This window comes from Streptomyces sp. 549 (genome assembly GCF_030124175.1).
GTDB lineage: Bacteria > Actinomycetota > Actinomycetes > Streptomycetales > Streptomycetaceae > Streptomyces.
In genome coordinates this window covers 113,997-128,385 of the sequence record NZ_JASKMT010000003.1, presented here as the reverse complement: position 1 = coordinate 128,385, position 14,389 = coordinate 113,997, and the positions used below count along the sequence as shown (strand labels likewise).

The 14,389-nt window shown below is 73.0% G+C and carries 14 protein-coding genes; 5 read left to right on the top strand and 9 right to left on the bottom strand.

Annotation, left to right across the window (positions count from 1 at the left end; translation table 11 throughout):
* Nucleotides 1-111: 111 nt before the first annotated feature.
* The 6 genes from QNO07_RS04700 to QNO07_RS04675 all read right to left on the bottom strand — a co-directional run bounded on the left by QNO07_RS04700 (nt 112) and on the right by QNO07_RS04675 (nt 4,939).
* Entirely contained in the window at nt 112-564 is a 453-nt protein-coding gene (locus QNO07_RS04700; protein ID WP_283990203.1) for a phospholipase, read from the bottom strand.
* Nucleotides 565-855: 291 nt separating this feature from the next.
* On the bottom strand, nt 856-1,626 hold the full coding sequence (locus QNO07_RS04695; protein WP_283990202.1) for a succinate dehydrogenase iron-sulfur subunit: 771 nt from the start codon (nt 1,624-1,626) through the stop codon (nt 856-858).
* Nucleotides 1,626-3,380, bottom strand: coding sequence for a succinate dehydrogenase flavoprotein subunit (gene sdhA, locus QNO07_RS04690; protein ID WP_283990200.1), 1,755 nt, complete (start codon nt 3,378-3,380; stop codon nt 1,626-1,628). The genes QNO07_RS04695 and sdhA overlap by 1 nt, the downstream gene beginning before the upstream one ends.
* 19 nt (nt 3,381-3,399) lie before the next feature.
* Entirely contained in the window at nt 3,400-3,855 is a 456-nt protein-coding gene (locus tag QNO07_RS04685) for a succinate dehydrogenase hydrophobic membrane anchor subunit (RefSeq protein WP_283990198.1), read from the bottom strand.
* Between the two features lie 6 nt (nt 3,856-3,861).
* A complete protein-coding gene (sdhC, locus tag QNO07_RS04680) occupies nt 3,862-4,242 on the bottom strand; it encodes a succinate dehydrogenase, cytochrome b556 subunit (RefSeq protein ID WP_283990197.1) in 381 nt (126 codons plus the stop codon).
* A gap of 133 nt (nt 4,243-4,375) precedes the next feature.
* Nucleotides 4,376-4,939, bottom strand: a complete 564-nt coding sequence (locus QNO07_RS04675; RefSeq protein ID WP_283990196.1) for a 2-oxo-4-hydroxy-4-carboxy-5-ureidoimidazoline decarboxylase — start codon at nt 4,937-4,939, stop codon at nt 4,376-4,378.
* Between the two features lie 283 nt (nt 4,940-5,222).
* On the opposite strand from QNO07_RS04675, the gene QNO07_RS04670 reads away from it, so the two are divergent.
* From QNO07_RS04670 to QNO07_RS04660, 3 genes are all read left to right on the top strand, one after another.
* A complete protein-coding gene (locus QNO07_RS04670; protein WP_283990195.1) occupies nt 5,223-6,833 on the top strand; it encodes a beta-N-acetylhexosaminidase in 1,611 nt (536 codons plus the stop codon).
* 345 nt (nt 6,834-7,178) lie between these two features.
* Nucleotides 7,179-7,826: an RNA polymerase sigma factor gene (locus QNO07_RS04665; RefSeq protein ID WP_283990194.1), complete on the top strand. Its 648-nt coding sequence runs from the start codon at nt 7,179-7,181 to the stop codon at nt 7,824-7,826.
* On the top strand, nt 7,826-8,962 hold the full coding sequence (locus QNO07_RS04660; RefSeq protein ID WP_283990192.1) for a hypothetical protein: 1,137 nt from the start codon (nt 7,826-7,828) through the stop codon (nt 8,960-8,962). Before QNO07_RS04665 ends, QNO07_RS04660 begins: the two co-directional genes overlap by 1 nt.
* A gap of 362 nt (nt 8,963-9,324) precedes the next feature.
* Here the strand turns inward: QNO07_RS04660 and QNO07_RS04655 are convergent, their stop codons facing one another.
* The gene (locus QNO07_RS04655) at nt 9,325-10,329 is read right to left on the bottom strand and encodes a L,D-transpeptidase family protein (protein WP_283990191.1); all 1,005 of its coding nucleotides are present in this window, start codon (nt 10,327-10,329) and stop codon (nt 9,325-9,327) included.
* A 290-nt stretch (nt 10,330-10,619) separates the two neighbouring features.
* On the opposite strand from QNO07_RS04655, the gene QNO07_RS04650 reads away from it, so the two are divergent.
* The gene (locus QNO07_RS04650) at nt 10,620-11,141 is read left to right on the top strand and encodes a gluconokinase (RefSeq protein WP_283990190.1); all 522 of its coding nucleotides are present in this window, start codon (nt 10,620-10,622) and stop codon (nt 11,139-11,141) included.
* Nucleotides 11,142-11,277: 136 nt separating this feature from the next.
* The gene (locus tag QNO07_RS04645) at nt 11,278-11,859 is read left to right on the top strand and encodes a SecDF P1 head subdomain-containing protein (protein ID WP_283990189.1); all 582 of its coding nucleotides are present in this window, start codon (nt 11,278-11,280) and stop codon (nt 11,857-11,859) included.
* A 72-nt stretch (nt 11,860-11,931) separates the two neighbouring features.
* Here QNO07_RS04645 and QNO07_RS04640 read toward each other — a convergent pair whose 3' ends face one another.
* Together QNO07_RS04640 and QNO07_RS04635 are read right to left on the bottom strand one after the other, a co-directional pair.
* Complete coding sequence (locus tag QNO07_RS04640; RefSeq protein WP_283990188.1) at nt 11,932-13,257, bottom strand: hypothetical protein; 1,326 nt, start codon at nt 13,255-13,257, stop codon at nt 11,932-11,934.
* Nucleotides 13,254-14,315 carry a glycosyltransferase family 2 protein gene (locus QNO07_RS04635; RefSeq protein ID WP_283990187.1) on the bottom strand — a complete coding sequence of 354 codons (1,062 nt, stop codon included), beginning with the start codon at nt 14,313-14,315 and terminating at the stop codon, nt 13,254-13,256. The genes QNO07_RS04640 and QNO07_RS04635 overlap by 4 nt, the downstream gene beginning before the upstream one ends.
* Nucleotides 14,316-14,389 lie beyond the last annotated feature (74 nt).

Sequence of the window (14,389 nt, the reverse complement as noted above, 5' to 3'; positions counted from 1 at the left end):
CCGAAAAGGCACCGCTGGGCGCTGCCGCCGACGGCGGACGCACCGCGCCCGCCCCGGTCACCGGGGCCGGGGCCGGGGCGGGAGCGTGTGGGGGCAATCATGCTGGGAGGGTCAGCCGACCAGGCGCACCGCCTGGTAGTACGTCCAGGCGGTGCCGTCGCAGGAGGACTTGGTGGCGCCGGAGTAGCGGGCGCAGACGCGCTTCAGATCCTCGTAGAAGGCGCTGTCCAGGCGGTTCTTGTTCGCCGGGAAGGTGCCGGCGGCCTTGTAGTTGCGGTAGCCGAAGTCGTGCCGGTTGCAGGACGCGGCGAAGGGGAAGCCGAACGGGTTGTCAGGCGAGGAGGAGCAGTAGTCGGTGGTCCAGTCGAAGCCGTATGCCGACCAGGCGGCCTTGTTGGCGTTGGCTGAGGCCCAGGCGTTGTAGCTGGCCTGGCTGGTCTGGGTCCAACTCGCCAGCACCTGGGGCTTGTCGGCGGGAGCGGCGTTTGCCGGGGAGCCGACCGCGATGACGGCGGTGAGTGCGATGCCCGAGGCGGCCAGGGTCTTGGTGGCACTCCGACGCATTGGTGACCTCCGTGTCGGCCGCCGGTCCGGGTCGCGGACGGCGGTCTGTGTGGGGAGGCACCAGCTTCAGCAGTGAACATGACACTTGGGTAGCGGTGTGACACAGGAAGGCACAACTGCTCGACGACAGGTGTTCAACTTCTCCACCACGCAACGGGTTTGGGCCGGGTCGAAGCCGGGGCAGCCGACGCGGCCGGGGCCGTCGCAGCCGGGGCCGCCGCCCACGCGAAGGCCCCCGCACCGCCGGAGCGGGTACGGGGGCCGACACACGCACGTCGGGCGTCGCGGGGGTCAGAAGCGGCGCGTGATCAGCGCGCGCTTGACCTCCTGGATCGCCTTGGTGATCTCGATGCCGCGCGGGCACGCCTCGGTGCAGTTGAACGTCGTGCGGCAACGCCACACGCCGTCCCGGTCGTTCAGGATCTCCAGCCGCTGCTCGCCGGCCTCGTCACGCGAGTCGAAGATGAAGCGGTGGGCGCCCACGATGGCCGCCGGGCCGAAGTACTGGCCGTCGTTCCAGAACACCGGGCAGGACGACGTGCACGCCGCGCACAGGATGCACTTGGTGGTGTCGTCGAACCGCTCGCGGTCCTCGGCGGTCTGGTGGCGCTCCCGGGTCGGCTCGTTGCCGGTCGTGACCAGGAAGGGCATCACGTCCCGGTACGCCTGGAAGAACGGCTCCATGTCGACCACGAGGTCCTTGAGGACGGTGAGGCCCTTGATGGCCTCCACGGTGATCGGCTTCTCCGGGTTGATGTCCTTGATCAGCGTCTTGCAGGCCAGCCGGTTGCGGCCGTTGATCCGCATCGCGTCGGACCCGCAGATGCCGTGCGCGCAGGAGCGGCGGAACGTCAGGGTCCCGTCCATCTCCCACTTGATCTTGTGAAGGGCGTCGAGGACACGCTCCTTCGGGTCGATCTCGACCGTGAAGTCCTCCCAGCTCGCCTCTGCGGCGACCTCCGGGTTGAACCGGCGGATGCGGAAGGTGGCCGTGATGTACGGCAGGTCGTCGCCGCTCGCGGGCCGCGCGTCCTCGACCTTGTCCAGGGTGGGGCTGCTCATCAGTACTTACGCTCCATCGGCTGGTAGCGGGTCGTGACGACCGGCTTGTAGTCCAGCCGGATCGACTCGGTCCCGTCGGCGCCGACCTCGCGGTACGCCATGGTGTGGCGCATGAAGTTGACGTCGTCGCGGGTCGGGTAGTCCTCGCGGTAGTGACCGCCGCGGGACTCCTTGCGGGCCAGGGCGGAAACGGCCGTCACCTCGGCCAGGTCGAGCAGGTTGCCCAGCTCGATGGCCTCCAGCAGGTCGGTGTTGAACCGCTTGCCCTTGTCCTGGACGCTGACGTTGAGGTACCGCTTGCGCAGCATGGCGACATCCTCGACAGCCTCCTTCAGGGTCTGCTCGGTGCGGAAGACCATGACGTTCTTGTCCATGGTCTCCTGCAGCGCCTTGCGGATCTCGGTGACCCGCTCGTTGCCGGTGGCGGCGCGCAGCCGCTCCACCTGCTCGACGACCTGGCCCGCCGGGTCCTCCGGCAGTTCCACGTAGTCGGCCGTGGACGCGTACTCGGCGGCGGCGATGCCGGCCCGGCGCCCGAAGACGTTGATGTCGAGCAGCGAGTTGGTGCCCAGCCGGTTCGCGCCGTGCACGGACACGCAGGCGACCTCGCCGGCGGCGTACAGGCCCGGCACGACCGTGGTGTTGTCGGCCAGCACCTCACCCTGGACGTTCGTCGGGATGCCGCCCATCGCGTAGTGCGCGGTGGGCTGGATCGGGATCGGGTCCGTGTAGGGCTCGATGCCGAGGTAGGTCCGGGCGAACTCGGTGATGTCGGGCAGCTTCGCGTCGAGCTGCTCCGGCGGCAGGTGGGTGAGGTCCAGGAAGACGTGGTCGCCCTCCGGACCGCAGCCGCGTCCCTCGCGGATCTCGGTGTAGATCGACCGCGAGACGACGTCACGGGACGCGAGGTCCTTCATGACCGGCGCGTACTTCTCCATGAAGCGCTCGCCGTCCTTGTTCCGCAGGATGCCGCCCTCACCGCGGGCACCCTCGGTGAGCAGGATGCCCATCCGCCAGATGCCGGTCGGGTGGAACTGGAAGAACTCCATGTCCTCCAGCGGCAGTCCGCGGCGCCACGCGGCGGCCTGGCCGTCACCGGTCAGGGTGTGCGCGTTCGACGACACCTTGAAGAACTTGCCGTTGCCGCCCGAGGCGAAGATCACGGACTTCGCCTGGAAGACGTGGATCTCGCCGGTGGCGAGTTCGTAGGCGACGACGCCGGCGGTCTTCTTGACCCCGTCGACCTCGTTGAGCAGCACGTCCAGGACGTAGAACTCGTTGTAGAACTCCACGCCCTCCTTGACGCAGTTCTGGTACAGCGTCTGGAGGATCATGTGGCCGGTGCGGTCCGCGGCGTAGCAGGACCGGCGGACCGGCGCCTCACCGTGGTTGCGGGAGTGCCCGCCGAAGCGGCGCTGGTCGATGGTGCCGTCCGGCGTCCGGTTGAACGGCAGACCCATCTTCTCCAGGTCGAGGACGGCGTCGATGGCCTCCTTCGCCAGGATCTCGGCGGCGTCCTGGTCGACCAGGTAGTCGCCGCCCTTGATCGTGTCGAAGGTGTGCCACTCCCAGTTGTCCTCCTCCACGTTCGCCAGCGCGGCGGCCATGCCGCCCTGGGCGGCGCCGGTGTGCGAACGCGTGGGGTACAGCTTGGTGAGCACCGCGGTGCGGCTGCGCTTCGTCGACTCGATGGCCGCACGCATGCCGGCACCGCCGGCACCGACGATGACCGTGTCGTACTTGTGGATCTTCATTGGGTCGGTACCTCAGCCCTCAGCGGATGTTCGGGTCGAAGGTGAAGATCACCAGCGTGCCCAGGAGGACGGTGAACACCGTCGCGGTGTACAGCAGCATCTTCAGCCAGAACCGGGTGTTGTCCCGCTCGGCGTAGTCGTTGATGATGGTGCGCAGCCCGTTGGCGCCGTGCAGCATCGCCAGCCACAGCATGATCAGGTCCCAGGCCTGCCAGAAGGGCGAGGCCCAGCGGCCGGCCACGAAGGCGAAGCTGATCTTGCTGACGCCGCCGTCCAGCACCAGCTGGATCAGCAGGTGCCCCAGGACGAGGACCACGAGCAGGATGCCGGACAGGCGCATGAACAGCCAGCCGTACAGCTCGAAGTTCGTGCGGGTCGCCTTGGGCGTCTTGCTGGTCCGGGCGCGGGGCGCCTCGATGAGCGGTGCGGGGTTGTCCACCGAGGGGGTCGCACTCTGCGGGGATTCAACAGACATGGGTCATCAGCTCCCGAACAGCTCGTGGAAGGCGTGTGACAGGACGGGCCAGAAGGCGCCGGCCATCAGCACGGCCCAGATGCCCATCGCGGTCCAGAGCATCTGCTTCTGGTACTTGGCGCCCTTCGACCAGAAGTCCACCGCGACGACCCGCAGGCCGTTGAGCGCGTGGAAGAGGACGGCAGCCACGAGGCCGTACTCCATCAGTGCGACGAGAGGGGTCTTGTAGACGGCCACGGTCTCGTCGTACGCCTCGGGGGAGACGCGGACGAGTGCGGTGTCCAGGACATGTACGAACAGGAAGAAGAAAATGAGGACGCCGGTGACTCGATGAGCCACCCATGACCACATGCCTTCCCGGCCGCGGTACAGCGTTCCAGCCGGCACGGAAAACCCTCCGGGAGCGGGGATTGGGGCCTGCCGGCTTCAGTGTCGGTCGGCCCGGCCGGGTACGGTCCACCGGCCGCCGCCATGGTAGCGATGAGTCGTCGCCGACCTTGCGCTGGGGGCGTGGATGTGATCAATCAGGCACGGAAGGGCTACGGACCGTGACGTCGTGTACGACCAGGCGCAGCAGTCGGCCCCGCGCCAGGCGGCGCAGTTCGTCCGCCGACACCGCCCGTTCCTCGTCGGCCTCGTTGCCCAGCCGGGTGCGGATGCCGGCCAGCATGCCGTCCAGCCGCTGCGTCGGCGGCAGCTCGTCCAGGCAGATGACGAAGGCGTGCCCGAAGCGGCTCTCGTAGGCGGCCCGCGCCGCCTCCAGCGCGGTGCGCGCGGCGCGCGCACCCGGCGCGTCGGGGGCCGCGGCCGGTGCGGCGTCGCCGCACTCGGGCAGCGGACGGCCGGACTCGGCGGCCAGCGCCTCGGCCAGGTCCGCGAAGGTCAGGTCGTAGCTGGCCTCCTCGGCCGCCGCCAGCAGGGACTCGGCGTCGGGATAGGGGCGGTGTCCGGCCAGTCGCCAGGCCCAGCGGCGGCTGCCGCAGCACGCGAGCAGCGCCGCCTCCGCCGCCGTCCGGTCGGCGTCGTTCAGCCGGTCGAGGGGCGACAGGCTGGCGCGCGGGGCGGGCAGGCGCGTGGGCTCCATGGGCTCCTCGTTGCGGGACGGTGTGGCAGCGGGACGGGACGGGACGGACGGACCCCGCCTGCGCCGCGCGGGGCCCGGGGCTGTGACGGGATGGCGGCGTCCGTGGGGGCGCCCGTCACAGCGTCCGTCACGGGGGGTGCGCGGCGGCTGCGAAAAGCAAGAGCCACCGTAGCGAGGTGCGGGATACGGAACGCGACGGACGAGCGAACTTTCACCCGGCGGGAGGACACCCGCGCGGGTGAGCTGACGCGCGATCCACTCGAACGGGTAATACCGTGGCCGAATGGCTCACAGGCGCCCGCCCAGGCTAGCGCCGGTCGTGATCGCTCTGGTCACCGCCGTCGCCGCGGTCGTCGCGGTACTGGTGGTCGTCACCGACCGGGGCGGGGACGGGTCCCGCGACGCCGCCGGGCCCTCGGCCGGACGCACCACCGCCCCGGCCCCCTCCCGGACGACCCTCCGCGTCGAACCGGCACCCGAGCCCCGGACCGTGCCGTCGGTGCGGCAGTGGTCGGCCGGGCGCGGCCCGGGCTGGCAGCCCGCCGACGGCAGCCGGGTGGTCACCGACCCGGACGGCCCCCTGGTCGACGAGGCCCGCACACTCGCCCGGGAGCTGGGAATCGGGCTCGGTGCCGCCCCCGCCCGTGCGGGCGACGTGGAGCTGGCACTGCGGCCGGGCACGGCGGGCGGCCGGGAGGGCTACGTGCTGCGCACCGCGGACGAACGGGTCACCGTCGTGGGCAGCGCCGAGGCCGGAGTGTTCTACGGCACGCGCACCCTGCTGCAGACCGTGCGCGACCGGGGGCGGATGCCGGAGGGCGAGGTGCGGGACCGGCCGGACCGGCCGCAGCGCGGCCTGATGCTGGACGTCGCGCGCAAGCACTTCAGCGCCGAGTGGATCGAGGACCGCCTGCGGGAGATGGCCGACCTCAAGCTCAACCAGCTGCACCTGCACCTCTCCGACGACCAGGCGTTCCGCATCGAGAGCCGCAGCCACCCCGAGGTGGTGTCCGATCCGCACCTGACCCGCCGCGAGGTGCGGCGGATCGTCGACCTCGCCACGTCCCTGCACATCACCGTCATCCCGGAGATCGACTCGCCCGGCCACCTCCAGGCCGTCCTGGACGCCCACCCCGACCTGCAACTGCGCGACGCGTCCGGCAAGCCGGTGCGCGGGGCCGTCGACATCGCGGACCCGAAGGCGGGCGAGGTCGTCGACGCGCTGCTGCGCGAGGTCGCGGAGCTGTTCCCCGGTCCCTACCTGCACCTCGGCGGGGACGAGTACGCGCCGCTGACCGCTGCCGACCCCGGAGCGTCCTACCCGGGCCTGCGACGTGCGGCCCGGGAGCGCCACGGACCGCAGGCCACCGTGCAGGACCTGGCGGCCGGCTGGCTCAACGACCGGGCGGCCGTCGCCGCCGACCTCGGCCGCACGCCGCAGGTGTGGAACGACGGCATGCACGCCGGCGGCAGCGTGCGCCCTTCGCCGGGCCGGGAGGTGACGTACTGGACCGGCAAGGAGATAGGCGCCCGGCAACCACTCGCCTATCTGGACGAAGGGTGGAACCTCGTCAACGTCAACGACGAGTACCTCTACTACGTGCTCGGTGAGCCGCAGCAGTTCACCTATCCCACCGGGGAGCGCATCTACCGGGAGTGGACGCCGGCCGTGCTGCGCGGCTCCGAGGCGGTGCCGGAGGGTGTCTCGGGCCCCGACCGGGTGCTCGGCGGGCGGTTCGCGGTGTGGTGCGACCTGGCGGACGCACAGACGCCGCAGCAGGTCGCGGACGGTATCCGGATGCCGCTGCGGGCTCTGGCGCAGAAGGTGTGGGACCCGGGGAAACCGCCGCTGAGCTGGGAGGACTTCACCGCACTCGCGGACCGGACCGGGTAGTCGCCGGGGCATGGCCCCGAAACGCCGAAGACGGCCGGAGTCGCCACCCCCCACAGGAGAGACCCCGGCCGTCGTCGAGTACGGACTGCGCAGGCAGGTCCGCACTCCACTCAGCGCCGAGGGGCCGCAATGTGTTACACAGCACGTCCGGAGCCCGTGCACGTTCGCCTGCAAGTACAGATGCAAGTACATCTACTCACCGGTCCGGCATGGACGGGAGAGCGGGAAAGGCCGTAGCGTTCTGCACAACAGGGTTTGGTCGAAGGTTGAACAGACCGAACCGAGCGGTTCGCCCGGCCAGGGGCGTGGCCGGGACCACCACGCAAAGTAGGGCAGGACGTCAGCGTGCAGGGGGACGAGGCGGAACTCACCGCCGCGGTGCGTGCGGCACAGCAGGGCGACGAAACCGCCTTCCGTGCCGTATATCGTGCCGTCCAGCCGCGGCTGCTGGGCTATGTGCGCACACTCGTGCCGGAGGCCGACGCGGAGGACGTGGCATCCGAGGCGTGGCTCCAGATATCGCGCGACCTCGCCGGTTTCAGCGGCGACGCCGACCGGTTCCGCGGCTGGACCGCCCGCATCGCCCGCAACCGGGCCCTCGACCACATCCGGGCCCGCAGCCGCCGCCCCGTCACCGGCGGTGACGAGAGCGAACTGACCGGGTTGCCCGCGGGCGCGGACACCGCCGACGAGGCGATCGAGGCGCTCGGTACCGGACGCACCATGGCGCTCATCGGGCGGCTGCCCGACGACCAGGCGGAAGCCGTCGTGCTGCGTGTCGTGATGGGGCTTGACGCGAAGAGCGCCGCCCAGGTCCTGGGCAAGCGGTCCGGTGCCGTCCGCACCGCGGCGCACCGCGGACTGCGGCGCCTGGCGGAGATGCTGGACGGCGACGCGCTGCCCGACGGGCCGGACGAGGCCATTCCAGATCAGCGCCCGAACGGCGCGCGAGGTGTGACGGAAAGGGCCGCGCGAACGCTGAGAGAAACGTGATGTCCGACGAGCGGTACGGCTGGCTCGACGAGGAAGCCGCGGAGCGCCTGCTGAGCGGCGGGCCCGTCGACCCCGCAGCCGACCCGGACGCCGCGCGTCTGGCCACCGCCCTGCACGCACTCGCACAGCCGCCCGAACTGCCCCGTGACACCGAACTGCCCGGCGAGACGGCGGCGCTCGCCGCTTTCCGGGCCGCCCGCGGCACATCCGCGACCAGCGGTGGACTGCCCGCCCGGGCGTCCCGCCGGATGCGCACCGCCGGCCTCTCCGGACGCCCGCTGCGGGCCGGCCTCGCCGTGGCCGTCGCCGGTTTCACCCTGGGCGGCGTCGCGTTCGCCGCGACCACCGGCGTGTTCCCCACCCCCTTCGACGGCGGCGCCAGCACCGGCCCGGTACCGGGCGACTCCGACCACCCGGGCGGTTGGCCCGGCGGCTCCGCCTCGCCGGGCTCCGGCCCGGCCCGGGGCGACACCTCTTCTCCCGGCGCCCCGGCGCCGCTGCGGTCCGGCGACACCCAGGCCGGTGCGGGCGGCGGCCCCGACGACGGCCGCAGCCGCACGGACGGCACCGAGGGCAGCCGCGACGCTCCCGTACGACTGCCGCTGAACCCGTTCCGTGCGTACGGCCCCGCGCACCCCGACCGGGCGGTGGCCGCGTCGGTGTGCGATGCCTACCTCGCCGCCGAGCTGTCCGCCGTCGACCGCCGCGAACTGGAACTCGCGGCCGGCGGCCCGGCCAGGGCCACCGAACTGTGCCAGGGTGCGCCCGGCAGCGGCTCCGGCGGTAGCGGCTCTGGGGGTAGCGGCTCGGGTGGTAGTGGCTCCGGCGGTTCGGGTGGCGGCGGCTCCAACGGTGGCGGGAACGGCAGCGGCGGCAACGGCTCCGGCGGGAACGGCAACGGCGGTGGTGGGAACGGCTCCGGTGGGAACGGGGGCGGTTCCGGCCCGGGCGGCGGTTCCGGTGGCAGCGGCGGTTCCGGCGGTGGCGGTAACCCCGGCGGTCAGGGGCCCGGCGGCGGGAGCGAGGGCGGTGACGAGGGAGGCGACGAAGGCGGCGACGAGGTCGTCGAAGAGCCCGGCGACACCGCCTCGGCAGCGAGCCCCGAACCCGACGCAACGCCCGTCACCCTGCCGTAGGCCCGTTCCTGTCCCAGGCCCGCCGCTGCTGCGGAGGGCGTGAACGCTGGAGCCCCGGCGGTGTGGCCCGTCCGACCGCCCTCCCCGCCCGCCGACGCGCCGGCACCCCGCACCGACCGCCCGCCGCCGTGCTCCGACGCGCGCCCGTGACACGCTCCTGCGACCGGCGCTGACGCCCGTTCGGGCACCCGTGCGGCGCAGGTGTGACACTTTTTCGCCGTCCGGCGCAGTACAGAGTGAGCCGACTGGTCATCGGCGAGCGCGGCACCCGGGGTTCCCCCCGTACCTACGGGGCCGCGCGATGGCGCGGGCGGGATTCGTTCCCCCGATCCCGCCCGCGCCTCTTCCTCCCTCTCCGCTTGTCAGCTGTAGACGATCACCTTGTCGCCCGGCTTGACCGCGTCGAAGAGCTTCGCGACCTTCTCCTTGTCCCGCACGTTGACGCAGCCGTGCGAACCGCCGTTGTAGCCGGCGGCGGCGAAGTCCGCCGAGTAGTGGACGGCCTGCCCGCCGCTGAAGAACATGGCGTACGGCATCGGGGTGTCGTACAGCGTCGAGTGGTGGTCGCGGCTCTTGAAGTCGACCTTGAAGGTGCCCTCCCGGGTCGGCGTGTACTCCGTGCCGAACCGGACGTCCATCGCCGAGACGACCCGGCCGTTCACCATCCAGGCCAGTGTGCGGCTCTTCTTGCTGACGCACAGCGCCCGCCCGGTCGTGCACCGCGGATCGGGGACGGCCAGCGGCAGGCTCGTCGGCGGGTCCAGTTCCATCGCCGTCGGCTTCCGCGTCTGGGCCCGCAGGGTCCGCCAGGTCGCCGCGTCCGTCGTGCCGCTTGCCGCCAGACCGCGGGACCCCTGGAAGGAGCGCACGGCGGTCGAGGTGATCGTGCCGTAGTAGCCGGTCGGGTTGCGTTCGAACAACCGCAGCTGCAACAACCGGGCCTGCACCTCACGCACGGCCGACCCCTGCGCCCCCTCAGCCAGTACGGGCGCCGACGGGTCGGGCGGCGGCGCCGTCGTCGCAGGTGCGGCCGGGGAAGGCTTGGCCGGTGCGGACGCGGCGGGCGCCGGTGTGTGCGGGCGCGGGGAGTCGCCGCCGGGCTTGGCGTCCGCAGGCGCCGGCGTACGGGACCCGGAGGCGGGCTCGGGTTGGGACGGGGCCCTGCGCTCGGCGTCGGTGTCGGGCTTCGGGTCGTCCCAGCCGGTGTCGACCGACAGGTGCGACCCGGCCTCGGAGGGTCGCTGCGGCCCGGGATCCGTGCCGGCCCCCTCCACCGCACGGGCCTCGCACCCGACCGTCAGGGCCAGGGCGGCCACCGACGCCAGGGCACCCAGCGTCCGTGCCGGCCTGCGTGTTCCCCAGGTCATCACCGAACCCCCGCTCCTGATCGTGTACCGGATCACCCCACCGACGGACCCGTGCACACTCCACGCCGTCTGGCTCACGAGACGCGATCCGCCCCCAATCGGTTCCCTCCTGTGGCCCGGCCCACTCCTCGACAGCCGACCCCCGCCGCCGCGCAGGAGGGCCGGAGCAGGGGCAGACCCGGCTGGAACGGGTACCCGCACCGCAGCCGTGCCGCCGACGGCGACGGACAGGTGGCAGGGCGAGCAGCAGCGGCGGACACCGAAGGGAAGAGTGAAGAGTGAGGTCAGGAATGCAGGCTCCCGACACCGTCGTGGTCATGGGCGTGTCCGGAACGGGCAAGACGACGTTCGGCAGCCTGCTGGCGGCCCGGCTGGACGTGCCCTACGCGGAGGCCGACGACTTCCACCCGCCGGCCAACATCGCGAAGATGTCGGTCGGTGTCGCGCTGGACGACGACGACCGTCGGCCGTGGCTCGACGCCGTCGGAGCCTGGGCCCGGTCCCGGGACGGCCTGGGCGGGGTGGTCAGCTGCTCGGCGCTGAAGCGCGCCTACCGGGACCGACTGCGGGCCGTCGCGCCCAACGTGTTCTTCGTGCACCTGGCAGGCGACCGGTCGTTGATCGCCGCCCGGCTCCACGGCCGCACCGGCCACTTCATGCCGCCGGACCTGCTCGACTCGCAGTTCGCGGCGCTGGAGCCGCTGGGGGACGACGAGCGCGGCGTCACACTCTCCGTCGAGGCGGAACCGCCCACGCTGACCGAGCGGGCCCTTGGCGTCCTGCCCGGGGCCGAGGCGTCTCGCGGGAGCTGAACGCCTGCGTCACTCCTGCCGGCGGCACGGGGGCGGCGGTACGCAGGGCTGGGACACAGGTTCGTGTGCGAACTCTCCCCGGTGACCCGGCGCGGAACGGGGCCGGTTCGGTGTGGACGAGTGGAACAATCCGCGCATGACCAACATTCTGCACAGCGTGCGCGGACGCCTCGTGATCGGCGCGGCCCTGCTCGCGCTCACCGCCACGGCCTGCGGCGGCGGGGAGAAGGACGCCGGCGCGGACTCCGCGAAGGGCGCCGAGGCGACCGGCGGGCCGCTCGCCGAGAAACTGACGTTCCATCAGGTGGACGCGGTGACGGAGAGCAAGTGCCCCGAAGGCGCCTCCGCCGACGGCAAGGCGACCGTCGAGGTCGCGGGCGGCGACGGCTGCCTCACGCTGGCCGACCCCGCCCTCACCGTGTCCCGGACGCGGACGGTCGAGACCGCCGACGGCACGGCGTCCGGCATCGGCTGGACCGTGCAGGTCTCACTGACCGAGGCCGACGCCACCTCGTTCGCCGACTTCACCGCCCGGCTCGCCAAGAACCAGGCCCCTGCCAACCGGGTCGCCGTACTGCTGGGCGCGGACCGTCTGCTGATGGCCCCCCAGGTGAACGAGACGATCAAGAACGGCGAACTCCAGTTCACCGGCTACCAGGACCGCAAGCAGGCCGAAGCCCTCGCCGCCGACCTCGGCGCCGACCTCGGCGCACAGTGACCCGCTGATCCGCTGTCCCGCTGTCCCGTTGGAGTGCGCGCTCAGCAGACGCCCGGCCAGTCGGCGGTCCCGTCACTCCGCCGGCGGGCGGAGTGCGCGGAGGCGGCGGACGGTGCGGCGGGCCACAGGGGTGCGCGCCGCAGTGGTGAAGGGGGCGGGGAGGCCGCCGGGCAGGCCCAGGGCCGCCCGGGTGCGGCGGGGGACAAGCGCGGGCGGCAGGTCGTCGAGGTGACGGAGGGCGTCGCCGCGCAGCTCCGGCAGGGCGGCGGGCCGACGCAGGTAGGCCAGGGCGCGCAGGCGCCCGGCCAGCTCCGACGGGCTCGCGGCCGGGCGGTCGCCGGACGGCCACAGCGCGTCCGCCACCACGGCGAGCGCCGCCCGTTCCGGGCTGCCGCCCGCGGTGGCGCGCACACTGCCCACGCGGTGCGCGGGCACGTCGAAGACCGCGTGCGCCAGGAGCAGTTCCGGGGACGCCTCGCCGATCACCGCTGCCGGGCGCAGCAGACGGCAGCCTAGGGCGGCGGGTTCGGCGGCGGGCAGGACGTGCAGGCGCACGCCTGCCGCTTCCGCCTGCTCCCGCCAGGCCGGGCCGCTGCGCAGCAGCCGGGCGGCGTCGAGTTGCACGGTGGCGTCGTGGTGGCCCAGGTCCGCGGCGGCGCTCAGGGTGCGCGCGGCGGACCGCTTGTCGGGCCCGGCGAGCAGCAGCGCCGTCCCGCGGGGTGGGGAATCGGGAGTCGGGGAGCCGGGAGTCGGGGAGCCGGGAGTCGGGGAGCCGGGAGTCGGGGAGCCGGGCGAGCCGGCCAGCGGGGACGGCGCCGGGTGGTCGGCGAGCACGGCGCGCAGCGCGTCGGCGGGGACGGTCCGGGCGGGCACGCCGAACTCGTCCAGCAGCAGCGGCGTCACGCCCGGCAGCAGGTCGAGGTGGAGCAGCCGGCCGACGCGGGTGCCGGTGCGGGTGTCCGGCGCGGCGGCGGACGGCAGGTAGGCGGCGGTGCTGCCGACGCAGACGTCGACGGGGGAGTCGGCGAAGACCTGGGCCAGCGCGTGTTCCGGATCGGCCGCGACCAACTCAACAGGACCGTCGCCCAGTTGCCACCACTGCCGCAGCAGGCGCTCCCACAGCGGCTCGTCCGACTCCCGCGGTTGCCAGGACGCGGGGTGGCGCGGGTGCACGGCGGCGTTCCAGGACAGGACGCCGTCGAAGCGGGGGTCGGTCGGCAGCGGGCCGGTGGCGGTCCATGACACCTCCGGCACGGGTGAGGTGTCGGCGGTGACGAGCAGGTTCCGGGCCGGGCCCGGGAACAGCCCGGCGTGCAGTGCCGCCGCGTGCACGGCGGCCTCCAGGGCGCTGGTGGCGACGAACAGGCGCGTCGGGGCCAGGTGGCGGGAGGCGGTCACCGGTCCGCCTCCGCAGCGTTCGCCGTGCGGGGGCCGGCTGCGGTGGCGTCCGCGGGTGGCCGCCCGGCCACACCTGCGGCGGGCGGTGACGGGCGCGCTGCCAGGGACGGGCGGTGGCGCAGGCGGCGCAGCCGAACCGAGCGGTGGGCGTCCATGGTGTCCAGCGCCTCCGTGACGAGGGCGGCGGGCAGGCGCCGCAGCGCGGCGGCGCCCGCGGTCCGCACGCGGCGGGCCATGGCCGCGTCGTAGCGGTCGTTGACGAGGTGGTGGTGGATGACCGCGCAGTACGTCCGCACCGCCTTCGGCAGCAGCGCCGCGGCCTCGGGGTCGCGTGAGGTCTCCTCGACCAGCAGGTCGAAGGCGCGGACGAAGTCGAGCTGGCGGGCGTCGCCGATCTGCGTCAGCGACGAGGTGACGCCGCGCCGGTAGAAGACGCCCAGCAGCCCGACCACGGCGAACGAGGCCGCCTCCCGGTGCAGCCGCCAGATCCACGGCCGCTCCTCCGCGGTGCGCAGCCCCGGGTGGAAGTGCAGCAGGCCCTGTTCCAGCAGGCGGCGGTGGTAGACGCCCGCCCAGGCGTAGGAGTAGTCGACGCACGTGGTCCGGCCGGTCGGCAGGATCGCCGCGCGCGGGTCGAGCACCACGCCGCGCCGCCCGTGCGGCACACGGCGCACGGTGCGCTTCGTCCCCGTGGCGCGCACGTGGTCGGTGCGCAGGAAGTCGCAGCCGAGTTCCTCGATCGCGGACACCAGTTCCGGATAGTGGCCGGGGGCGAGCCAGTCGTCGCCGTCGAGAAAGGTGACGTATTCCCCGCGCGCCGCCGACAGGCCGGTATTCCGGGCGGCGGAAATTCCGGCGTTCTGCTCGTGCCGCAGCAGCCGGGCGCCGGGGATCTCCTCGGCGGCCCGTTCCAGCAGTTCCGCCGTGCCGTCCGTCGAGCAGTCGTCGACCAGCAGGAACTCGTAGCCGGGGCGGGCGTTGGCGCGCAGGCTGCGCAGTGCGTCCGGCGCGTAGGGCCGCACGTCGTAGAACGGCACGATGACCGAGAGCTTAACCACGCGGGTGACGTTAGACGTCCACCCGGCGGACGTCTTTACCGCCGCCCGGCCGTTACGTGAACTCCGTATGTATT